The sequence below is a fragment of the Alteromonas sp. BL110 genome, assembly GCF_003443615.1.
Classification (GTDB): Bacteria; Pseudomonadota; Gammaproteobacteria; order Enterobacterales; family Alteromonadaceae; genus Alteromonas.
On record NZ_CP031967.1, the window covers coordinates 4,316,502 to 4,340,524 of the forward strand.

General features: G+C 43.9%; 16 protein-coding genes and 3 tRNA genes. 4 read left to right on the forward strand and 15 right to left on the reverse strand.

The genetic code is table 11. The features are described 5' to 3' along the window. The first annotated feature begins 15 nt into the window (after positions 1-15). Positions 16-2,385 carry a diguanylate cyclase domain-containing protein gene (locus D1814_RS18790; protein ID WP_232368930.1) on the forward strand — a complete coding sequence of 790 codons (2,370 nt, stop codon included), beginning with the start codon at positions 16-18 and terminating at the stop codon, positions 2,383-2,385. A gap of 92 nt (positions 2,386-2,477) precedes the next feature. Here D1814_RS18790 and rpsO read toward each other — a convergent pair whose 3' ends face one another. The 13 genes from rpsO to D1814_RS18855 all read right to left on the reverse strand — a co-directional run bounded on the left by rpsO (position 2,478) and on the right by D1814_RS18855 (position 17,562). Beyond that, positions 2,478-2,747: a 30S ribosomal protein S15 gene (gene rpsO, locus D1814_RS18795; RefSeq protein WP_012518257.1), complete on the reverse strand. Its 270-nt coding sequence runs from the start codon at positions 2,745-2,747 to the stop codon at positions 2,478-2,480. A 123-nt stretch (positions 2,748-2,870) separates the two neighbouring features. After that, a complete protein-coding gene (gene truB, locus D1814_RS18800; protein WP_118495168.1) occupies positions 2,871-3,842 on the reverse strand; it encodes a tRNA pseudouridine(55) synthase TruB in 972 nt (323 codons plus the stop codon). After that, the gene (gene rbfA, locus D1814_RS18805) at positions 3,843-4,244 is read right to left on the reverse strand and encodes a 30S ribosome-binding factor RbfA (protein ID WP_118495169.1); all 402 of its coding nucleotides are present in this window, start codon (positions 4,242-4,244) and stop codon (positions 3,843-3,845) included. It abuts the gene before it with no gap. Positions 4,245-4,357: 113 nt separating this feature from the next. Then, on the reverse strand, positions 4,358-6,964 hold the full coding sequence (gene infB / locus D1814_RS18810; RefSeq protein ID WP_118495170.1) for a translation initiation factor IF-2: 2,607 nt from the start codon (positions 6,962-6,964) through the stop codon (positions 4,358-4,360). Positions 6,965-6,988: 24 nt separating this feature from the next. Continuing rightward, positions 6,989-8,485 carry a transcription termination factor NusA gene (gene nusA, locus D1814_RS18815; protein WP_118495171.1) on the reverse strand — a complete coding sequence of 499 codons (1,497 nt, stop codon included), beginning with the start codon at positions 8,483-8,485 and terminating at the stop codon, positions 6,989-6,991. 45 nt (positions 8,486-8,530) lie between these two features. After that, positions 8,531-8,989 (reverse strand): ribosome maturation factor RimP, encoded by a 459-nt coding sequence (gene rimP, locus D1814_RS18820; protein WP_118495172.1) that lies wholly within the window; start codon positions 8,987-8,989, stop codon positions 8,531-8,533. Between the two features lie 301 nt (positions 8,990-9,290). Continuing rightward, complete coding sequence (locus D1814_RS18825; protein ID WP_118495173.1) at positions 9,291-10,292, reverse strand: response regulator; 1,002 nt, start codon at positions 10,290-10,292, stop codon at positions 9,291-9,293. 14 nt (positions 10,293-10,306) lie between these two features. Continuing rightward, entirely contained in the window at positions 10,307-13,633 is a 3,327-nt protein-coding gene (locus D1814_RS18830; protein WP_118495174.1) for an MHYT domain-containing protein, read from the reverse strand. Positions 13,634-13,821: 188 nt separating this feature from the next. Continuing rightward, a tRNA-Met gene (locus D1814_RS18835) sits at positions 13,822-13,898 on the reverse strand. A 53-nt stretch (positions 13,899-13,951) separates the two neighbouring features. After that, positions 13,952-14,028, reverse strand: a tRNA-Met gene (locus D1814_RS18840). A 53-nt stretch (positions 14,029-14,081) separates the two neighbouring features. After that, a tRNA-Met gene (locus tag D1814_RS18845) sits at positions 14,082-14,158 on the reverse strand. A gap of 202 nt (positions 14,159-14,360) precedes the next feature. Beyond that, positions 14,361-14,663, reverse strand: a complete 303-nt coding sequence (locus tag D1814_RS18850) for a 4a-hydroxytetrahydrobiopterin dehydratase (RefSeq protein WP_118495175.1) — start codon at positions 14,661-14,663, stop codon at positions 14,361-14,363. A gap of 193 nt (positions 14,664-14,856) precedes the next feature. Next, positions 14,857-17,562, reverse strand: coding sequence for a TonB-dependent receptor (locus tag D1814_RS18855; protein ID WP_118495176.1), 2,706 nt, complete (start codon positions 17,560-17,562; stop codon positions 14,857-14,859). A gap of 420 nt (positions 17,563-17,982) precedes the next feature. Here D1814_RS18855 and D1814_RS18860 point away from each other — a divergent pair, with 420 nt between their 5' ends. After that, positions 17,983-18,966: a mechanosensitive ion channel family protein gene (locus tag D1814_RS18860; protein WP_118495177.1), complete on the forward strand. Its 984-nt coding sequence runs from the start codon at positions 17,983-17,985 to the stop codon at positions 18,964-18,966. A gap of 17 nt (positions 18,967-18,983) precedes the next feature. After that, a complete protein-coding gene (locus D1814_RS18865) occupies positions 18,984-19,148 on the forward strand; it encodes an entericidin A/B family lipoprotein (RefSeq protein WP_081765829.1) in 165 nt (54 codons plus the stop codon). 164 nt (positions 19,149-19,312) lie between these two features. Here D1814_RS18865 and D1814_RS18870 read toward each other — a convergent pair whose 3' ends face one another. Then, entirely contained in the window at positions 19,313-19,768 is a 456-nt protein-coding gene (locus D1814_RS18870) for a MaoC/PaaZ C-terminal domain-containing protein (RefSeq protein WP_118495178.1), read from the reverse strand. A 229-nt stretch (positions 19,769-19,997) separates the two neighbouring features. Here D1814_RS18870 and D1814_RS18875 point away from each other — a divergent pair, with 229 nt between their 5' ends. After that, a complete protein-coding gene (locus D1814_RS18875) occupies positions 19,998-20,900 on the forward strand; it encodes a LysR family transcriptional regulator (RefSeq protein WP_118495179.1) in 903 nt (300 codons plus the stop codon). A gap of 65 nt (positions 20,901-20,965) precedes the next feature. Here D1814_RS18875 and ydiJ read toward each other — a convergent pair whose 3' ends face one another. Continuing rightward, positions 20,966-24,022, reverse strand: coding sequence for a D-2-hydroxyglutarate dehydrogenase YdiJ (gene ydiJ, locus D1814_RS18880; protein ID WP_118495180.1), 3,057 nt, complete (start codon positions 24,020-24,022; stop codon positions 20,966-20,968). Position 24,023 lies beyond the last annotated feature (1 nt).

The window sequence follows — 24,023 nt, forward strand, 5'->3', positions numbered from 1 at the left end:
TAGCCTTATTACGCCTTGAAACACGGACATTATCATTTTTTCTCAGTAGCAGACTTTCCCCCTAGTACTGAAATTCTAGCTACCTACGATGTATTTTTCTTACTGGTCTCTGTTTTTATAGCCATATCAGCATCGCTTATTTCCTTCGTGCTTGCCGCTAAGATGGCGCAGACAGAACTGCAAAATGAGCGGGCTTATTGGTCGCTAGCATCCGCATGCTTTTTGGGCTTTGGTATTTGGTCCATGCACTTTGTTGGCATGCTTGCCTATCAACTTCCGCTAGTGGTCTCTTACGACCCCTTTATTACTCTGCTATCCGTTTTTCCTGCAATCCTCGCAAGCGTTGTTGTTATGGGTAAGTTACCTTATAAAAAAAATACGCTTTGGCTTCGCAGCATCTATATGGGGTTAGGCATAGGCAGCATGCACTACATTGGCATGATGGCGATGCAAATGGACGCCGCTATGGTTTACAACGGTTGGTATTTCTCTTTGTCGATTGTGGTCGCCATTGGGTTAGCCGGCATTGCATTAAAAACCCATGAATATGTGACGACAGCGCAGCTTCGAATCACTAAACAAATCGTACCGGCAATCATTATGGGAAGCGCAATCTCCGGCATGCACTATACTGGTATGCTGTCTATGCACGTCTACGCCCTTCCCGAGACAAGGTTACTGCAAGAACCTGAAACCAAAAATCTAGTTTATTTAGTTATGCTAATGGTCACGCTATTTGCATTTGCTATCTTAGTGTTTATTGAACTTCGTACCCGCACCTTATTACTTGAGCGCTACAACGCCGTACTAAACACCGTACAAGATGGCGTTATTACTTTCGATAATTCGGGCTTACTTGAGTTTGCAAACCCGGTCGCATCAAACATGTTCGGCTTGGGTGACCTTACTACACAGTCGGTGCATATAAGAGAACTTATTAGTCCTTGTGAACACACGACTGAATCGCTAATTGTTCGTTTAAAGAAAGGGGCAAATAACAGCGTAGCGCATAGCGCCCCCTTCACGTTTGATGGCATGAGAAAAAATGGAAAAGTATTCCCTCTTTCTCTGAAAGTTAATCAATTACCAGGCAACCATATCGCTTATATGTGTACGATTAAAGACCTATCGGATGTAAAAAACCAAGAAGTTTTTGCACAAACCGTGTTTGACGCCCTACCCAATATGCTGCTAGTAAAAAACGCTCAGACGCTTTCTATCACGCATGTTAACGATGCAGGAAGTGAGCTATTGGGAATTGATAAAGCATCATTAATAGGGCTAACTGACTTTGATATCTTTGAAGAAAAAGAAGCGAAGGCGTTTGTTACTGATGATAAGCAATTACTATTAAGTGCTAAGAAGCAAAACGCACATGATTATCGACTTTATATCGGCGGTAGAATGCGCTATTTGCACACCAAAAAAATTGTTATAGATGATAGTTACGGTGACGCACAATTTATTTTATCCCTCTCTGAAGATGTCACAAAATGGCGTGAAGCTCAATACGAACTCAAGACGCTTAATCGCAGAATGTCTATGGCTGCGGATGCCGCACGCATCGGTGTTTGGGAGTGGGACATCCGCGCTAACGTTCTTATTTGGAATGAGTGGATGCACAACATTTACAATATTACCCAAAACCAATTTAATGGGCTGTTTAGTGATTGGGAGGACTCAGTCCATCCTAATGATGTCGATAGCGTAAAGAAAAAAATTGAGAAAGCAGTATTGGAAAAATCTTCTTTTGAAGCAACGTATAGAATTAAAGCCTTAAAAGAGCAATATCGTCACGTTAAAGCATACGGCCGCGTTGAAGGTAGTAAGATGTTCGGTATTAACGTTGACATTACTGAGCAAATAGAAGCCGAGAAAAAAATTAAAAAGCATGCTAATAGCGACACCTTAACGGGGCTTGCCAATAGATTGGCGTTATCTACTTATATGCGCAATGAACTTCCCCGGCTAGAAAGAAACACAAAGATTTGTACCTTATTCTATCTCGACCTTAACCGCTTCAAACCTCTCAATGATGAATATGGTCATGCCCTTGGCGATGAGGTACTTGTAGAGCTCGCACAAAGGCTAAAAGCTTTGTGCCGTTCATACGACATTGCCGCGCGTGTGGGTGGTGATGAATTTATTGTTGTGGTCACTGAACTTAGTAAAGAATACGACACTGAGCGGATAGCGATGCGGCTATTTAAGACACTGACTCAGCCTATCACTACCGCACAAGGGGAATTTAGCGTAGGGGTCAGTATCGGGCATGCAAGCTATCCTTCAGAGGGAAAGACGTTAGAAGAACTTATTCATATAGCTGATGAAAGGATGTATGAAGATAAGAAGCAACATTTAAGGAAAATTGAAAAATCAAAGTGATGCAGCATTGGAGTATTTCGAAGGAAAGTCTTTATCAGTGATCACTGGATGAAAAAAAAGCGCCCATTGGGCGCTTTTCTTGAAACCTAGTCTTATCGACGTAGACCTAGACGCTTGATTAGGTCAAGGTAACGCTCAGCGTTCTTGCCTTTAAGGTAGTCTAGAAGCTTACGACGTTGGCTAACCATACGTAGAAGACCACGACGAGAGTGGTGATCTTTCTTATGATCAGCAAAGTGACCTTGAAGCTTGTTGATGTTATGAGTAAGCAAAGCAACTTGAACTTCTGGTGAACCAGTGTCGCCTTCTTTTACGCCGTACTCAGCAATGATTTTCGCGGTTTCTGCTTTAGTTAGTGACATATCATTCTCCTAAAATTTATGCTTCGCCGATCACTAATTCAGCAAAGCGGAATGAGCGCCGTATTATAATGACGTTTACAGACTTAGCAAGCCATAAACCGTCTTTATTTACAGGCGCAACGTCTATGAATAAACAACCCGTCGCTTAGGGTTAACAAACACTTCTTGTTTGGGTGTACCTTGATCTTTCGGGTCAAGCACCCCTTCCCCTACGCCGAGAAAAATACCACTGGTATCAACGCCGTGATAAACGCGGTAAGACGTGCCTTCACTAAGCGCCTCGCAGCACTTGCCTTTAACCGATTGACCATTATCAAAGCGGTTTCTTTCCGCATCGTTAATAGTTACAAAAGGCAGACGACTGACAGCCGTATCCATAGGAATGAGCAAGTCATCGAGTGCTTTAAAGTCACCATCTTCGAGCGACTCCTGAATTTCAATCAATGTATCTAGCGAAACCATTTTATCCGTAGGATAGTCAGCGACTTCTGTACGATGTAAACGGGTTACATAAGCACCACAGCCAAGGTTCTGACCTAAATCATCCACGATAGAGCGAATATAGGTACCTTTGCTGCACTTAATGCGCATATCCACAAAAGGTAGTTCGATTCGCAGTACGTCAAGTTCATACACTTCAATATCACGGGGTTCACGCTCAATCTCTATGCCTTGACGCGCATAGTGATAAAGTGGCTTACCTTGATGTTTAAGCGCAGAAAACATAGAAGGAATTTGTTTACTCTTACCTAAAAACGCTAAACATGCCTTACGTACTCGCTCTTCAGTGACTTCAACGGGCTTCTCTTCTACCACTTCACCGTCAGCGTCAGACGTGGTTGTGCGCACGCCAAGTTGCGCCGTAACCTCGTAGGTCTTTTCCGCATCCAAAAGAAACTGTGAGAACTTGGTAGCTTCACCCAAACACAGCGGCAGCATACCGCTAGCTAACGGGTCAAGCGCGCCAGTGTGCCCAGCTTTGGTCGCCTTATACAGCCAACGTACTTTCTGTAATAGTTGGTTAGATGATCCACCAAGCGGTTTATCAAGCAATACTATGCCGTTAATATCACGGCCCTTACGACGTCTTGCCATCTACTCCTGCTCTTGTGAATCGTCTTCATCGCGCTTCGACTCATCTTTAGCGATGGTCTGTGACACAAGATTAGAAATGCGCATACCTTCAACAATCGATTTATCTTCAAAAAAATGAAGGTCTGGCACTGAACGCATGCGAATGCGCTTGGCAAGGATACTGCGAATAAACTTTTTGTATTCAGCTAGCTGCTTGATTTGCGCTTTGCCCTCTTCTTCAGTGCTGTTGTAGATAGTTACAAAGATTTTCGCGTGGGCGAGGTCGCGCGATACATCTACATCAGAAACCGTGATTAAAGGCATATCGCCGACACGGTGTTTATATTCGTTTTGCAGAATGCTCGCTACTTCTTTATGAACTTGCTGAGCCACTCTGTCGGTACGTGAAAATTCACGAGCCATTGTACTCTCCTTTCCTTATTCAACGTAGGACATGCTTGAGACTGTATACATTATACAGACAAAAACGGGAGCACTCGGCCCCCGTTTTTCACATGCCGAATTAACTAAGGCAATTAAATTTCGCGTTTAACCTCAACGATTTCGAAGACCTCAATTTGGTCGCCTACTTTTACATCGTTGTAGTTCTTAACGCCGATACCACATTCCATACCGTTACGTACTTCTTGTACGTCGTCTTTAAAGCGACGCAGTGATTCTAGCTCACCTTCGTAAATTACTACGTTTTCACGAAGTACACGGATTGGATTGCTACGCTTAACGTTACCTTCAGTAACCATACAGCCCGCGATTGCACCTAGTTTTGGTGATTTGAATACATCACGTACCTCGGCAAGACCAATGATTTCCTGCTTGAACTCTGGCGCAAGCATACCACTCATGGCCGCTTTCACTTCGTCAATTAGGTGGTAGATAACGCTGTAGTAACGTAAGTCAATTTCTTCAGCTTCCAATACGCGACGTGCTGTTGCATCGGCACGAACGTTAAAGCCTAATACGATAGCGCCTGATGCAGCCGCAAGGGTTGCGTCAGTTTCGGTGATTCCACCTACACCACTACCTACAATGTTCACTTTTACTTCAGAAGTAGAAAGCTTAACCAGTGACTCAGAAATCGCTTCTACAGAGCCCTGTACGTCAGCCTTAAGTACGATGTTAAGTTCGCTTACATCACCTGATTCCATGTTCGCAAACATGTTTTCAAGTTTCGCTTTTTGCTGACGAGCAAGTTTAAGTTCGCGTTTCTTCTGATGGCGCTTCGCTGCTACTTCACGAGCTTTACGCTCGTCTTTAACAACTGCAGCATCTTCACCCGCTACTGGAACACCTGAAAGACCAAGTACTTCTACCGGCGTTGAAGGTCCTGCAACCTTAATCTCTTTGCCGTTTTCGTCGCGCATTGCACGAACACGACCGTACTCTTCACCACATAGTAGAATGTCACCAGCCAGTAGTTGACCTTCCTGTACAAGTACTGACGCTACCGGACCACGACCTTTATCAAGACGAGATTCGATAACAATACCACGACCAGAGCCTTCAGCTACCGCTTTAAGGTCAAGTAATTCTGCCTGAAGAACGATAGCATCAAGAAGCTCGTCGACGCCCATACCCGTTTTCGCAGAAACGTTACAGAACTGGTGTTCTCCGCCCCACTCTTCTGAGATAACTTCTAGTTGAGATAACTCAGTTTTAACGCGGTCTGGATCCGCTGTTTCTTTATCCATTTTGTTCACTGCAACGATAAGAGGTACACCAGCAGCACGGGCGTGCTGTACCGCTTCTTTCGTTTGCGGCATTACGCCGTCATCTGCAGCAACAACAAGAATAACGATGTCCGTAGCGGTAGCACCACGAGCACGCATTGCAGTAAACGCAGCGTGTCCAGGTGTATCTAGGAAAGTGATTTCACCGTTATCTGTTTGTACTTTGTAAGCACCGATATGCTGGGTAATACCACCGGCTTCACCATCTGCTACTTTCGCACGGCGAATGTAGTCAAGTAGTGATGTTTTACCGTGGTCAACGTGACCCATAATGGTTACAACAGGTGCACGTGTCGATTTCTCGCCGTCTGTGCCGTCTGCTAGCAATTCGTCTTCAAGGGCATTGTCGTTAACAAGCTCGTACTTGTGACCCATCTCTTCGATAACAAGTACCGCAGTATCTTGGTCTAGTACTTGGTTGATAGTAGCCATCTCGCCCATCTTCATCATCGTTTTGATAACTTCGTTAGACTTAATAGCAAGTTTACTTGCCAGTTCACCTACCGTGATGGTTGCGCCAAGCTTAACAACGCGCTCAACTGGAGCTGCAGGCTTGTTAAAGCCTTGCTTAAGATGCTCACCAGCGTTTTTCTTAGATTTGCGACGACGGCGTGAAGAGCGCTCAACCTGCATGTCTTCTTCGTCTTCTGCTTCTTGAGCATAGCGGTTAGAGTGCAAGTGAACTTCTTCTGCTTCTGCTTTCTTACGACGCTCTTCTTCTTCTTTCCAGCGACGCTCATTTTCTTCAGCAAGCTTACGCGCTTCGTCAGCCGCCTTTTTCGCGTCTTCTTCAAGTTTCTTCTGCGCTTCTTCTTCCTGCGCTTTACGCAGACGCTCTTCTTCCTGACGCGCTGCTTCTGCTTCCGCTTTTTCAGCTTCAGTTAGCTCTGGCTCGTCTGCTTTACGCGCTTCAGCTTCTTTCTTAGCTTGTTCCGCACGACGTGCACGCTCTTCGTCAGCGGCTTTCTTCGCTTCTTCTGCTTTACGTGCTTTTTCTTCAGCGGCTTTCTTCGCTTCAGCGGCTGCTTTCTCTTCTGCTTCGCGCTTCAAACGAGCCTCTTCTTCAAGACGCTTCGCTTCTTCTTCCGCTTGACGCTGCTGTTCTTCAACGTCGCTGCGTTTAACGTATGTGCGCTTCTTGCGTACTTCAACTTTCACTTCTTTAGACTTACCAACACTCAACGTGCTTGTAGTCTTACGCTTAAGTGTCATACGCGTTGGTTCAGCTGCGCTGCCGTGTTGCTTACTTAAATGATCCAATAGTTTCTGTTTCTCGTCTTCGTTTACCTGATCGCCGGCACTCTTAGAGATACCCGCGTCTTTAAACTGGCCAACCAATCGGTCAACGGTCGTACCAATGTCGCTGGCGAGCTTTTCAATAGATACATCTGCCATTACGTAATTTTCCCCCTGTTGACCTTACTCTTCTTCACTGAACCATACGATATTACGAGCCGCCATGATTAACGCCCCGGCTTTCTCTTCGTCTAGTTCATCGATATCACTGATATCATCGGTACCTTGTTCTGCTAATTCTTCCAGGTCAGTAACACCGCGGCTGGCCAACACATAAGCCACGTGTTTACTCATACCTTCAAGATTTAATAAGGCTTCTGTAGGTTCTGCACCTTCAAGCGATTCTTCGTTCGCAAGTGCACGCGTAGTTAAGAAAGCACGCGCTCTATTGCGCAGCTCTTCAACCATTTCTTCATCTAACCCTTCAACCGCTAGAAGTTCACTTGCTGGCACGTATGCCACTTCTTCTAGTGTTGTAAAGCCTTCATCTACCAAGACAGACGCAAACTCTTCGTCAATGTCCAAACCAGCAGTAAATAGATCAAGTACCTTCGCGTTTTCTTCTTCGTGCTTCTTGTTGAGGTCGTCAACCGTCATCACGTTAAGTTCCCAGCCTGTCAGCTGGCTAGCTAGGCGAACGTTTTGACCACTACGGCCAATTGCTTGCGCTAGGTTGTCCGCTTCAACCGCTACGTCCATGCTGTTGCTGTCTTCATCAACAACGATAGAAGCAACTTCAGCGGGTGCCATTGCATTGATAACGAATTGCGCTGGGTTCTCGTCCCATAGCACGATATCAACACGCTCTCCGCCAAGTTCGCCCGATACCGCTTGTACGCGTGAACCACGCATACCCACACAAGCACCTACTGGGTCTAAACGCTTGTCGTTAGTTTTAACGGCAATCTTTGCACGTGAACCTGGATCGCGAGCTGCTGATTTAATTTCAAGCGTCTCTTCTGCAATTTCAGGTACTTCCAATCGGAATAGTTCAACTAGCATGTCTGGGTGAGTACGGCTAATAAATAGCTGTGCACCACGTGCCTCTGGACGGATAACGTAAAGAAGACCACGTACTCGGTCACCCGGACGGAAAGTTTCACGAGGAAGCATATCATCGCGGTAGATAACGCCTTCTGCGTTATTACCCAAATCGATAATGATATTATCGCGGTTTACTTTCTTAACTGTACCTGTAACCAGCTCACCCACTTTGTCTTCGTATTCAGCAATCATTTGCTGACGCTCAGCTTCGCGCACTTTTTGTACGATAACCTGCTTAGCGGTCTGCGTAGTTATGCGGTCGAATTTGATAGATTCAATCTGTTCTTCCACATAATCGCCAAGTTGTATCTCTGGCTCGTCGATTTGCGCCGCAGATAGCGTAATTTCAGCAAATGGATTTTCTTGCTCTTGATCATCTGGAATAACCATCCAGCGACGGAATGTATCAAAGTCACCAGAAGTTCTGTCGATGCTAACACGAACTTCGATTTCGCCTTCGTTTTTCTTTTTGGTCGCACTAGCAATTGCATATTCTAGCGCTTCAAAAATCTTCTCTCTAGGCACTTGTTTTTCATTTGAAACGGCTTCCGCCACTAACAAAATTTCTTTATTCATTTTCGCCTCTCTTATGCTTTCGTCGATGAAAGCAGAGCTGTTCCGTTAATCGAACGTGGGAACAACGTTACCTTTTTCGATATTCGCCACAGCTAACTGGAACTGCTGGCCATCCACTTCAATACTTACAATGCCGTTTTCACACGCAAGTACTTTGCCTTTAAAATTACGTCGGTCATCCATTGGCATAGACAATCGAACTTGAACCACTTCACCCACAGCCTCAATGTAATGCTTTTCTTTAAAAAGCGGTCTGTCCATACCTGGTGATGACACTTCAAGGTTATATTCAGTGCTAATTGGATCTTCAACGTCCAATATTGCGCTAACCTGATGACTTACATCTGCACAATCATCTACGGTAATACCGTTCTCATGATCAATAAAAACGCGAAGAATTGAATGCTTCCCCGCTCGTACAAACTCGATACCAACCAGTTCAAAGCCCAGTGCTTCTACACCTGGCTCTAGCATTTCGGTTAGTTTCTCTTCAAGTTTTGCCAATGCAAACCTCCAAAAACGAAAAAAGGGCCTAAAGCCCACCTGTCATCACCCGGCTCAGCGAGGCTGACTCCAGGTTTTAATACAACAAAAAGCCCCGGACTAGCGGGGCTTTTATTAAAATTCTGAACCCATACCTGCCAACATAGGCAGTTGCAAACTTATGGGTAAGACCACCGATAGGTGATAGCTTGCTAATAATAAGTGCGTTACTTTCCTTTAATGAGGGAGCCCGCTCTCATCACTTAATGCGCACATTATACGTATAGGCGGCACATTAAGCAACAGCGAAAAGACTTAGCGGTTAGTTCTCATCTTTAAACTTGGCTTTTATGTCGAGAATTTTAGGCATAATCTCTATCATTAGTTCGACCAGTCTTGGTTCGAAATGCTTACCCTTCTGGCTCTCCATAAATTCGACGGTTTTTTCTATACTCCACGCGTCTTTGTAAGGCCGTTTACTGGTAAGCGCATCGAACACATCGGCAATGGCACAAATGCGTCCCTCAATGGGAATATTCTCTCCGGCAAGTCCGTTGGGGTACCCTGTCCCATCCCATTTTTCATGGTGAGTGAGTGACACTGACTTTGCCACTTTTAGTAGTAAAGAATTGCCGCAATCACCGATAATCTCTGCGCCAATTTCTGGGTGGTGCTTCATAGTAGCAAACTCTTCATCGGTGAGCTTACCGGGTTTAAGCATAATGCTATCAGCAATACCGATTTTGCCAATATCGTGCATAGGTGCAGCATGAAGCAATGTTTCAGCCTGCTTTTCTGTTAACCCATAAGCTAACGCCAACTCTTTAGCATAATGACTCATCCGCATGACGTGCATGCCCGTTTCATTATCCTTATATTCTGCAGCCTTACCTAAACGCTGAACAACCTGTAATCGGCTATCTAGAAGCTCATCAGCTTGTACTAAACTTAGGTGAGTTTTGACCCGCGCTTTCACAATTGCTGGTGAAATGGGCTTAGTAATGTAATCCACAGCACCAGCATCGAACCCTTCCGTTTCTTCATGCTCATCGTTCAAAGCCGTGACAAAAATAACAGGAATATGCTTGGTACTCGACTGCTTTTTAAGTTGACGACATACCTCAAACCCAGTCAGTCCCGGCATCATTACATCAAGTAATATTAAATTTGGCTGTCTAGCCTCAGTAAGCTTTAACGCTTCTTCACCGTTTCTAGCAAATACAAGCTGGTACTCTGATGCTAAAAGTTGCTTTAAAACCCTTAAATTTACAGGCTCATCATCAACAACTAGTAAAGTAGGTTTTTTAACTTCAATCTCTAACATGCCGTATCTCTGGGCTACTTTAGTTCTTGTATTAATGAAGAAATGTGTTCGTGCGCCAATTCAAACTCAAAGTCATCTATATCTAAGAGAATTTGACCAATTTGCTCACTGTGATTTGAACACCCTATTTCTTTTAAAAAAGACAGCTCCGCTTCATCCACCATATTTTGCTCGACACTACTGAGCATAGCTTCTAGATGACTGAGGAGCAAAGCATTGTCTATACTTTCATTTATTGCGTTTTCCGCGTATAACGGCGATTCACTCAACATCGTTTCGATCTTATCTAGCGCGTGGCGCAGTTGATTGATTTGTTCAATATCAATGATTGATTTCAGCGCACTCGCTTCTATCTCTTTGGTGATATGGAAAAAGGTGGTTAAGCAAAGGTTACCCGAGGTACCTTTTAAGCCATGAGAAAACGATGCCACCGCTTTATAGTCTTCTCTAATAGCCGCGCTCATCAATTCATTTATCTTGTGTCGACTTGTTGTAGAGAATTTATCCACTTCCTGTAACACGACCTCTTCGCTGCCCCACAAGTCAATTGCTTTTTTTATATCTAAAACAGACTTATCGGCTTTAAAGGCTGAATCTAGCTCTTTTTCTTTTCCCGTATCAGTGTCAATAAAAGTATCGAGTTTAAGCACCCGCGCGACTTCTTCCATAAGTAAGCTAAATTCTACTGGTTTGTTGGCAAACCCTTCCATACCAGCTTGTTGCGCAGCGTGCTTATCCTGTACTAAAACACTCGCGGTAAGCGCAATGATAGGCGTCGGGGGCAACTGGTGTTCTCTCTCGAACTTACGTCGTTGTTTTGCTGCCTCTAAACCGTCTAACTTAGGCATTTGCAAATCCATTAAAACGACGTCAAACGAAGCTGACTCCATTTTTTCTAACGCCTGAAAACCATCGGTAGCAGTATCAACCTGGTGTCCTGCTCGAGTGAGGAGCAATGACAAGAGTTCAACATTTTGTTGTACATCATCGACCACTAATACGTTTAATGTTGATTGAATTTGGGATGTAGTCGACTCTACAGTGTCAGGCGTATATTCGCTGACTTCAACCGCTTCTAATGGCAACCTAAAGGTGAAGGTGGTGCCTTTGCTTTGTTCACTGGTGACGCAGATATTTCCGCCCATCAACTCGACAAGCTGTTTAGAAATGGTGGTACCAAGGCCAGTGCCTCCATATTTCCTACTCATCGATGCGTCCGCTTGTGAAAACGGGTCGAAAACACGTTCTACTTGCTCTTGCGTCATACCAATGCCGGTATCTGACACACTAAAATAGACAAACTTATCGTCACCTCTTACGTTAATCGACACCTCACCTTCATGAGTAAATTTAACAGCGTTACCGATTAGGTTATTGAGGACTTGCCGCATTCGTTCTGGCACGCCTCTGTAACCATTAGCCACTGAAGAATCGACATTTAGGATTAATCCAACCTTCTTACGCTTAGCTTCTAGCCAAAAAGTGGAAACAACCAAATCTAACTCTTCTCTAATAAGAAAGTCGCGATAATCTAAGTCAAGCTTACCTTTATCCAGCTTTGCGCTATCGAGTATGTCGTTAAGAAGATGTAGCAATGAACGAGCAGAACGATTTATCGTTGTTAAATGAGATTTCTGCTCTTCACGTAAAGACTCCCCTAGCATCAAGTCGCTAAACCCAATAATCGCGTTCATAGGAGTACGAATTTCGTGACTCATATTGGCGAGAAACGCTGTGCGCGCTGCAGCGGCTTGTTCAGCTTTGTCTTTCGCAGATTTTAACTCATCCTCCATTACCCGCCTTTGGGTTATGTCTGATATAAAACCATCGACATAAAGGGTACTGCCATCACTATCTTTCACATGAGTGCCATGCTCTGTTACCCACTTCACTTCACCTGATTTAGCTATAATGCGATATTCATAAGAAAAGGCATCTTGTTCAGAATTAGCATTAGAGATTCGCTCAATGTCATCGGGATGATAGAGGTCGGTAAACGAACGTGTTGGGTTTGGTAATACGAAGTCGCTGGGTGAATAACCAGTAATGTCAAACACAGCGTCACTTACGAAAACCATAGGCCAGCCCGGCATATTTAAACATCGATAGGCCATACCCGGGATATTTGAAATTAAACTTCTAAATTTAGCCTCACTCTCACGCAACGCATCTTCGATTTCTTTGCGTTTTCTAAGGTCCGAAGCAAAGGAAACAAATACTGGCTTACCGTCTATTTTGGTATAGCCTACGCCTAGGCGCACTGGTATCCGCTCACCACCTTTTCTAAGAACTTCTACTTCTCTCCCGGTACCAATTATTTGTTCTGTAGGCACTACGCGCTGGCTAAAAAAGTCGTCGCCATACAAATATCGCCTGTCATGAGGGATCATTTCGACCGCCTTCATGCCAATAATTTCTTGTTGCGTGTAGCCGTAGATTTGCTCTACAGCTGGGTTAGCGGTTTTGATGATACCCTTATCATCCACAGTGAGAATCGCATCGACAGCAGTGTCTGTAATCGCACTTTGAATTCGTTCACTCTCTATTGCTCGTAACATGACATCGCGATATTTAAATAAAAGGCTAATCCCCAACACCATGGTAATAAGCACCAGTGTCACGATAGCAATAGAAATAGCTAGATAGACGGCGATATTTGACGACTGGCCGGACGTCTCTATTCCCGGAGGTAAAACAAATCTTGCCGCAGCCATGCCAATATAGTGCATACCCGCAATGGCCAGCCCCATAACAATACTCGCAAGTAATGCATGCTTGCCTAGCATTTTTCTGCTTTTAGTCGCGGCAGTAATACCAAACTTTATCCATAGCGATAGCATTGCCAGACAAACAGCAACTACGATAGAGAGAGCGAATACACTAAGGTCATAGCGAAGAAGCGGCGCCATCTCCATTGCGGCCATACCACTGTAGTGCATGGTGCCTATCCCAGCTCCCATCAACACGCCACCTAAGACTACTTCGGTAACGCTTATACGGTTTTTGATCAAAAGATTCAGAGCTACCCAAGCAGCGGCCACGCCTGGAATTGCAGAAAGGCCAGTAATAAAAGGGTCGTAATTGACAGGTAAACACAAATCAAAGGCGGTCATGCCTAGAAAATGCATTGACCAAATACCGCCCCCTAGCGCTATGCTACCTGTAATTAATAAAGTATTTCTTCTTAATTTATCTAGAGTGACAGCTGCTTGCCCTGCAACGTTAAACGCCATAAATGAAGCAAAGACAGCAACTAATAGAGACAAAATAACAAGGGGAAAATGATAAGCGCCTTCAATTAATGTGGCGTGTTCTTCGAACGTAAAAAAGCGAGAAATCATGACGCGGCCAAACTACCTGTTAATTTAATTTTTCCATGGTGGCGTGACTTAAACTTAGCACACTAGTTTATACAGTGGGGCAATTATTTCTTAGAAATTACTGTACTAATCATCAGTTGAATCGAGAGAATGTTTGCAGACTGCACCATCAGAAAAGAAAAAACCCAGCAAAAGCTGGGTTCTTAAAGTGGTTGCGGGAGCAGGATTTGAACCTACGACCTTCGGGTTATGAGCCCGACGAGCTACCAGACTGCTCCATCCCGCGACTGTACGTTACATATTGCTTTCGCAATATTATTTAGTTCTGGTTTTACAAATTGGTTGCGGGAGCAGGATTTGAACCTACGACCTTCGGGTTATGAGCCCGACGAGCTACCAGACTGCTCCATCCCGCGACTGTACGGTAAAGACTGCATTTGCAGTGCTTTGAAATCTTGTTCATTTTCTTTGGTTGCGGGAGCAGGATTTGAACCTACGACCTTCGGGTTATGAGCCCGACGAGCTACCAGACTGCTCCATCCCGCGCCAGAAAATTAACGTTGTAGCGACTGCGCTTTGTGCCTCGCTTCAACGTGGGGCGTATTATACATAGAGACTTATTCAACACAAGTGCCAAGTCGAGAAATATTTCATTTTTCTGACTGTTAGCGGTTTAATTGACCAACATGCGCAAAGTTAATACAAATTATCACTGATACGAGCTTATTTAAAAAGCTAACTACCCAAACTATCTAAATTTTTCCATTTTTTCAGCGAGTGTAAAATCGAGTTCCGTAAGTCCATCAGCATCATGCGTAGTCAATGACACCTCTACCTTGTTATACACGTTAAACCATTCAGGGTGATGTTTCAGTTTTTCCGCCCAAATTGCGATTTGCGACATCCACCCAAATGCACGGATAAAACTTTTAAACGTAAACGTCTTTTTAATAGTATCTCCACTTCGTTCCCAACGCGTGTCATCCGATACGAGCTCGTTCAACGCGTCCAACTTTTCAGTGATTTCTTTCTCCGACAGCTTAGTCGCCATTCTTCTCTCCTTCGCTTCACGTAGTTCATAGGTACCCACATGACGTAGATACGTCATAATGTAATCAATCGATTTATAAATGGAAAATATCGTAGACGAAAAAGGAAGGGCGTAGTGGAGACTTTGGTTTACAAAAAAACCTGCCTTTAGCTATTAACAATAAAGGCAGGTTTTCGCTTAGTTAAATGACTTATTAAAACTCAACCGCTAAGCGAGCATAAATTTGACGCCCTCTTGGGTCATGAACTTTTGAGTCAAAACCGCTGTTGGTAAATAATTGAGGCGGCTCTTCATCGAATAAGTTAATGGCACCTAAAGTTAATACATAGCTTTGCTCGGTATCATACAGACCGCCCAAATCAATATTGTATTGGGCATCAACGGTTAGGTGGCTATCAATTTCATAAAAGCCATTTGAGCAACCACCTACGTTTGCTGTACCGTCTGCACAGTTTTGATCATCGTCATAAGACGAAATATAACGTAGAAAGATATTGGCGGCATGAATATCGCTCTGCCATGCTAAACCTAAATTAGCACGCAGCTCAGGCGAAGACACGCCAATGTTATTGAAATTGCGACGACCAGCGCCATCGACGTTACCGGCCTGAGGATCCATCAAATCATATTTAGTAATATAAGTCGCATTTAATGTTGGCGTAAAGTTACCAAAATCCGTTTCTATTTTGTAACTGGTAACAAAATCGAGACCTGACGTTTCTAGTGAACTCGCATTAACATAAGTATTATTTACTTGAAGGACTGGCCCTGTGAGTGGGTCGCCCGCGCGAATTACTCGTTCAGTATTTGTCGGGTCTTCATTTAGCACAGCTTGCGCATTTTCTTGAATAATCAAATCTTCAAATTCGAAATTCCAATAATCTACTTCTACAGAGAAGTCTCTGAACGGTTCATACGAGAAACCGATATTGTATGCTGTCGACTCTTCTGGTTTTAAATCTTCATTACCTGACGTCCTAACAGCAACGAATGCAGTTGCGCCTTGAACAGGGTCGATGAGCTGCTGTAAAGATGTAGCGCCACCTTGCGCTAGGAATACTGTTGGTGCTCTAAACGACGTTGAAATTGAACCGCGTAATGAAAACTCATCAGTGGCGCGCCATGATATCGCCAGCTTAGGGTCAACCGTACTGCCAATAGAGCCGCCGTAATCTTCATAACGCACTGCTAATTGAACGTCTAATTCATCATTAATTGGCAATGCAAGCTCACCGAAGGCTGCCCATACATCTTGACTACCGTCTATATCGGGGTTACCAATTACAAAAGTAAAACTGTCTTGGTTAGCTAGGTCATCGTAATCTTGGCTAAGCTGATTTTCACGATATTGTACGCCTAAGGCTAACGCAGCAAAGCCACCTCCCATTTCAAAGACATCAAATGAGGTAAACGCTTCGAAAACTTCAAGGTCTGCCTTTGAGTCTATGACCTCTGTGCCGGTAAACGAACTTACTACATAATCAGAATTCGGTGCGGTTGTATATGAACTCGCAAACGGATTAAAGAATTCGCAGTCGCCCACTCCCGGCGAACCAGCAATTGGGTCACAATTCGAACCGCCAAGCCCATATAGCGCTAGCTGAAACTCAGTATTAAGCACATCGGGTACTCTAAATACAAAATCGTTCACTGCACGGGTGTAACTAACCTCCCAGAAACCAGTATCCGTCACGCCCTGCAAGCTAGTGCTGAAGCGCAAAGTATCTGATTCAGTATTAGCTGAATCACCGGGGAATCCATTACCTTCAGCGCGTCCGAAAAACGCCACCGGCTGACCAAACGGGTTTTGCGGGTGATAATCTGGAACGATAGGCGAAGTAAGTATAGGGAAGCTTGGCGCACCACCGCGCTCAGCACGATTTCTGGCGGTACTAAATTCAGCCGACCACGTAATGTCATTATCAAATTCATAATCAGCGCGTACGTAGGCATTGGTTCTGCTTTCATCGGCTACGTAAGAATAAAACTTACCGAAATCAAAGCCACAAAAACCCACCTCTAAGCCGGGGATGGTGCCGCTAGGGGCAAGCAGGTTTGGCGCGCCGCCAAATTCTTCACACCCGTAAGGATCGATAATTGGTAGAGGCCCTGCTCCGGGAATATTTAAAAAGAAAGAGCCAGGATTACCTAATGCACTCGTGTCATCTTGTGGGCGGCTCAAGCGTCGATCGCTTAAAAATAGTGGTGAACGATTTGTGTAACTAATAGCCGCTAACACGCTACCATTATCCCCTGTCGCGCCCCACAAACCTTGCAAAATGTATTCTTTGTTGTCGCCGTGTGCACCGTCCTGATAGTCAACAGTAACCATAGCGCCGTCATAGTTACGCTTAGTAATAAAGTTAACCACACCTGCAACGGCATCTGAACCATACAAAGCAGATGCACCATCTTTAACTACTTCCATTCTGTCAATAGCAATCATAGGTACAAGAGAGCTTGTGTCTACAAAGTTTAACCCCTCATTAGTAGGCTGAGCAGTAACAACTTGACGTTTATTGTTAAGGAGCACAAGAGTTGATGCTACACCTAAACCGCGAAGATTGATGTTAGAGGTACCCGCGGTAGCATTCTGAGTGAAGGCGTCAGGGTTATTTTCGGCACCAGTATTAATAGTCAATGTCTGAGTAATATCGGCGATGTTTTTGGCACCAATCGCATCTATTGCAACACTGTCGACAACAGCCAGCGGTGATGGAGATTCGAAGTTTTCGCTTCTGCGAACAAAACTTCCGGTAACAAGGATTAGCTCTACGTCTTTCTTAGCTTCTTGCTCGGATTCAACGTCAGATTCTTGGGCTGATGCAATATAGGGTGAGCAAAATAAAGCAGTACCAACTATTGCAGCTACTGCAGTCTTACGCGTTTTAAATTTCATAGTGTGATTCCAAATCTGGGCTTATCACTACCGGCACTACTACCCACACTCTCCGCTAGCAACAGGCTGTTCGATTTTGTGTTTGTTATTGTTAGAGATCAACAGAATATTGACCTACATCACTGATACTATGCCCGAATTTTATTTTTGTAAATTTATTGTGAATAATATGTTTACATTAATTTTACACATGGTCAGACCAGGTATACTTAAGGCTAATGAGGAGAAATCATGTGATAGCTAACGCTAAATACAATGAGAAGAAGTTGCTCTAAGTGCGTAATTTATTCACTGACGAATTTTGAAAGATAACAACACAGCCCCATTTAATTTCTATTAATCAGTATGTTACTGAAGTAAAACAATCGGAACAGTTCTTGAAACCCAGTGTGGAATCATTCTAATACGGTAATGGAGTCTATGGAGTTTCCTGAAATAGATGAAGTATATAAGCTTCTAAGTGAAAAACTTGAAAGCTGGGTGGAAGGTGCAATCACCTTATTACCTAACATCGTCGTGGCGTTTGTCATCGCAATTGTTTTTGGTCTTATCGCCAAAATGATTGGAAACGTCGCAGGCAAACTAATGCGACGAACCTTCGAGTCGCGTCAAATAGCCGGCCTCCTTACTTCTATTATCAAAGCCCTAGTTCTCGTCGCTGGTATATTTATTGCCCTTGATTTTGTCGGTCTTAAAGGCACGGTTACATCGCTTCTTGCTGGTGCGGGTATCGTTGGTCTAGCCATTGGTTTTGCATTCCAAGACATGACCGAAAATTTTATTGCCGGTGTTGCAATGGGGATCAGAAAACCTTTCGATATTGGCGATGTGATTGAAGCTGAGGGCGTTTTTGGTAACGTTAAAGAAATAAACCTACGCAATACCCTCGTGGAAACTTTCTATGGCCAACTTGAAGTTATTCCAAACAAGATCCTTTTTCGCAATATTTTGACCAACTACTCTTATCTAGGCTACCGAAGAATAGAGGTTCCGGTTGGCATTTCTTACGCTGACGATATAGAAAAAGCTGCTCAGGTTATTACCGAAGCGATGAATGATAAAGACTACGTTATTAAAAAAGACGAGACCGCTGTTTATGCAGAGTCTTTCGGTGATTCAAGTATTAATTTATTGCTGTGGTTTTGGATCCGCTACCCCGGTGACCCAGGATTCATGGTAGTGCGACATGACGCTATCAATACAGTAAAAACCGTGCTTGAAGATAACGACATTCTGATCCCATTCCCTATCAGAACATTAGATTTTAATGCGAAAGGTGGTGACAAGCTCAACGCCATGCTGAAGCAGCGCGATGAGCGAGGTTCGTCTAGCAATGATTCTTCGTCACAAACTAAAGGTGACGAAAAAGCGGCTGATAATTCAGGTCATGCCGACGATGAGTAAACCCAAAGGAGAAACAAATGGAAATGTTAAATTCAACTACACGTAAACATACGTTTTTAGCACTGATTTTTGCAGCGAGTATCGGAAGCTTAGGCGGTTGCGCTACTATCGAAGGCGCAGGTGAAGATATTCAAAGCGCGGGCGAAGCTGTCGAAGAAGGTGCACAAGAAGCGTCTAATTAAACGACTTTCACGCAATTTAACTAGGTCAGATGGGGCATTCCTTATCTGACCTTTTTCGTGATTAACTACGGTTATCTAACTGAACGTCCCCTAATTAAAAGCCAACTTCTTTAAACTAACGCTTCAGGGCATCAGGTTTCGACAAATTAAACGCCATAGCTTAGTTACTTCTGCGGCTTCATAACGGCTAACATCAAAAAACTGCCAATGAGCGCTGGGTTCCCGCTCGACTTCAAAATACAGCTAGCTTCTACTTTATAGAGCTTACCTTGGGGCTTGTCGGTTACATCGACAAGTTTAAATTGATATTTTAGCGCGTCATTGCATTTGACGGGTTCAAGGAATCGAAGTTTATCGATGCCATAGTTTATCATGGAGGCTATTTTTTCACTGGAAGCAAGTACCTCGCCAAAGGCTTTGGGCATAAGGCTAGCGCTTAAGAAACCGTGCGCAATTGTTGTTTTAAACGGACTCTCTTTTTCACAGCGGGCCGTGTCTAGATGAATCCACTGGTGATCCCCTGTGGCATCGGCGAATTGATTAATCATATCTTGAGTTACAGTTAAAAAATCTGCTTGTTCAAGTACTTCTCCAAGCGATAAATCTAAAAGCGTCTTCATATCTAAGTCCAATCTTCATTAATTTACGACGAAACTACTATTATTCAGTTGAATGTTTCAATTAACTTTTAATAATAGGTATTTATAAATATTCTTGTTACACTAACGTAAATTATTCGTAGATGCTATGTAGCAACAGTCTCTATAGTTGCTTTATTTTCGCTGTAAAGACAACAGCGGCTCTTCATCTTTTGGCTGTTTTAGGGCACTCGCCCTCAAAGGACTAGTTATGAATCTCAATAGAATTGATTTGAACCTGTTTGCCGTATTCGACGCTATTTATACGGCAGGTAGTTTAACCAAGGCTGCTGACGTCTTGTGTATCACTCAACCAGCGGTTAGTAATTCACTAGCAAGATTAAGAGAAATGTTAAACGACCCACTCTTTGTGCGGACAGGCCACAGTATGACGCCGACGCCCGTTGCACAAAACATTATCGTGCCAGCTCGACAGGCGCTCGCTTTGTTGCGTAAAAGCGTCCAAGAAAGTCACACGTTTGACCCACTCACTGCCGAGAAGTCTTTTAACTTTGCCAGCCGAGATTTATTAGAAGCTAGTATCATGCCTCGCCTAGTGTCTCGTTTACAGAATTTAGCGCCTAATATTGCCTTAACGAATTATGAGATCCCTCGCAGCCAAGTAGTATCAGCAATGGCGGCAGGCACGCTAGATTTCTTCGCCGATGCATCTACGTTTACTGACCCACATCTTTGTAAAGAGAAAATAGCGCAAGACCGATTTGTGGTACTCGCTCGCAAAAACCATCCAGCTCTTAAAAACGGCTTAGATTTAGACACTTTTTTGCGATTAGGACATATCAACGTATCCCAGCGTAAATCAGGAGCTGGTCCAATTGATGTGGCGCTAGACAAAATGGGGAAAAGAAGAAAAGAAGTCATGCGAGGTCAACACTTTTTAACCGTGCCTAGTACCATAGTAAAAACTGATTTAATCGCCTGCTTACCGTTTCATTTGGCGAAGCACTATGATTTAGCTATTTACGAACTTCCTTTTGACCTGCCACCGGTAGAATACTACTTGTATTGGCATGTCAGTGCAGATCACGACTATGCACACATGTGGATGCGCGAACAAATTATGGAAGTCGCAAGCAACTTTAAGCCTCAATAAATGTAAACATTTGTGACATGCAAAAAACGCCCTGCTGACTGAGGTGTCCGCGAGGCGTTTTGTTGTTAGATTAATTCGTTTACCACTTCTATAGGATGTCGTGGCTTTCTTCCTTCAAAACGCGCTACTTGGCTGCGGCAGGAAAATCCAGTCACAAGCACTTCATTATGTGTTTCATTTTGCGCGCGAGCGAAAACAGGAGCCCAACTTAGCGTATAAAGTGCTTTAGAGCTTTCTAAATGTGATACTTCATGACCATAAGTTCCTGCCATACCACAGCAGCCAACAGGCTTGTGAATAAGGTTCACACTTAGATGCTTAAATATGCGTTGCCAACGCGCTGTCGTATCCGGCATGGCGGTCTTTTCGCTACAGTGCGCAAGCAAAGAGAAATTCTTATCACAATTCTGACTACCAGTATTATCTGCGTTTAAACTTTTTGGCAACGCTTCATCTAACCATTCATCAATGGTATGAACGAAAAAATTTCCGCGCTTATCTTTTAAAAATTTTTGGTATTCGTCGCGATAGCACAACACTAATGATGCGTCGGCTCCAATCATAGTAATACCTAGCTCATGTATTTTATTTAGCCGTTTCGCCGTACCTAATGCTTGTTTTTCAAACTTGCCTAGAAAGCCCTTCACGTGGGCGGGCTTACCGTTTGGGGTAAAGGGCACAAGTAATGGCTTAAGGCCCATTTTACGAACGACCTTTATTAGGCTCTCTACACTTTTTGCGTCATAAAAACTGGTAAAAGGATCTTGTACTACAGCAACGTATTTTTTCCGCTCACTTTTATCTAGGCGTTCTAGTTGTTCGATATCTCCTGTATCTACAATCGACTTTACTCTGTCAACGAGCGTGGGGAAGGACAACAGCGGTGTATCTACATACCCCACTTTCTTCTTTAAAAACCAAGTCACCCACTTTTGTTGAAGTAGCCTGTTATGGAGTCTAGGCACTTTAGCACTCAAAGGCGCTAGCGTTTCTACATTTGCCACCAGCAAATCTTTTAGCGGCCGCAAATAACGCTGGTAGTAAATAGATAAAAAGATGGATTTGAAGTGAGGAACATCAATGTTTACAGGGCACTGATGAGTGCAAGACTTACACGATAAACAACCGTCCATCACGGCTTTTACTTCATGAGAAAAATCAGCTTCTCTATTCAATACCGTATTTTTAAAACGAAAGAAAAAGTTAGTTTTAAACTGCTTGTAGGATAATCCATCACCATCCTTTTCGTCTATTAGCCTGCTTAACGATAGCAGTCGAACCCATTCCCTTAACATACTCGCCCTGCCCTTTGGCGTATGACGGCGGTCTGACGTTACTTTGCTCGAAGGACACATGGGGGACGCCGGTTCGTAATTAAAGCAAAGACCATTTCCGTTGCACTCGAAAGCTGGCGCAAGGTCGCGTTTAACAGCTACAGGAATAATCCTCTCGACACTCGCCCTTTTGAGCGCTTTAACTGAGACTAACTTATCGTTACTGCCCAACGGCGTACAAATTTTCCCAGGGTTCATTTGGTTATAAGGATCGAACGCCGCTTTTATTTTGCGCATTTCGGTAAACAGAGTTTCACCGAAAAATTCGGGACCATACTCGCTACGAAAGCCTTTGCCGTGCTCCCCCCACATTAAACCGCCATATTTAGCTACAAGCTTTACCACCTTATCCGAAAGATTATGCATAAGCCGCTCTTGCTCGGGGTCGGCTAAATCAAGGGCAGGTCTAACATGCAGAACCCCAGCATCTACGTGTCCAAACATGCCATAGTTAAGATTGTGACTGTCGAGCAATTCGCGAAACTCAGTAATAAAATCAGCTAAACGCTCGGGGGGAACAGCGGTATCTTCAGCAAAAGCGATAGGTTTTTTATCCCCCATTACCTTACCTAATAAACCCACTGCCTTTTTTCGCATAGCGTAAATACGTTGAATATCAGCTTTGTCATAAGTAATTCTGTAGCCTGAAATATTCCCTTCACCATGTTTTATCGCATCTTCAATAGCGGCTTCAAGGCAGGCAATGTGGCCTTTCATTTCCTCTATCGAACTGGCGTTATATTCAACTAGATTTAGACCTTGTAGCGCTTCGTCGGGAACGTCGGTGATTAAGTGTTGTATGTCGTGCCAAACTATGTCCGTTTTGGCAAAGTTAAGTACTGTACTATCAATCGTTTCCACACTCGTCGCGTTGGCCTCAACCAATTGCGGAGCATGCCTTAGGGCGGCATCGAATGAACGATAGGAAATATTTATCAGTGCCTTAACCGGCAATATTTTATCTAGTGTTAATACGGCTTCAGTGACAAACGCCAAAGACCCTTCAGCGCCTGTAATCAACCTCCCAATATCGATGTGGTGACTATCGTATACGTGCGCTAAGTCATACCCTGTTAAAAACCGATTTAGCTTTGGAAAAGTACTATCCACCTCGTCCTTATAATTTACGCAGGTATCTATAGCTTGTTTGTAGATAGCACCTTCAGCAGTATTTTCATTGGCTTTACGCTTTGCCATTTCCGTGGGTATTTTTGCGGTTTTAATGACATCACCGTTAACTAACACTGCCTTAAGTGCAATAACGTGATCGCTTGTCTTACCATAAACAAGCGACCCCTGCCCCGATGCATCAGTACTTATCATTCCGCCTAATGTAGCTCGGTTGCTAGTAGACAGGTCTGGTGAAAAAAACAAGCCATGGGGACGTAAAACATCGTTAAGGGAATCCTTAATAATCCCTGTTTGTACTCTCACCCAACCTTCTTCCACATTTAGCTCAATCACTTTATTGAGATAACGACGAATATCTACCACGATACCATCGGTGAGGCTTTGTCCGTTGGTACCTGTACCTCCACCCCGAGGAGCAAACGACACGTCAGGGTACTTAGCCCCTAGTCGTCCAATAAGCTGACAGTCTTGGTTACTTCTAGGGTAAATTACGGCTTGAGGGAGCTTATAATAAACGGAATTGTCAGTAGCTTGCGCTACGCGGGCACCGTAGCTAGTTTCAATATCACCGGTAAACTCGCTCGCCCGCAGTTTTTCAATGAATGCGCGGTACTGAATGGCTAAATTTGAATCAGATTTTATGGCGGGGAGAGTCACT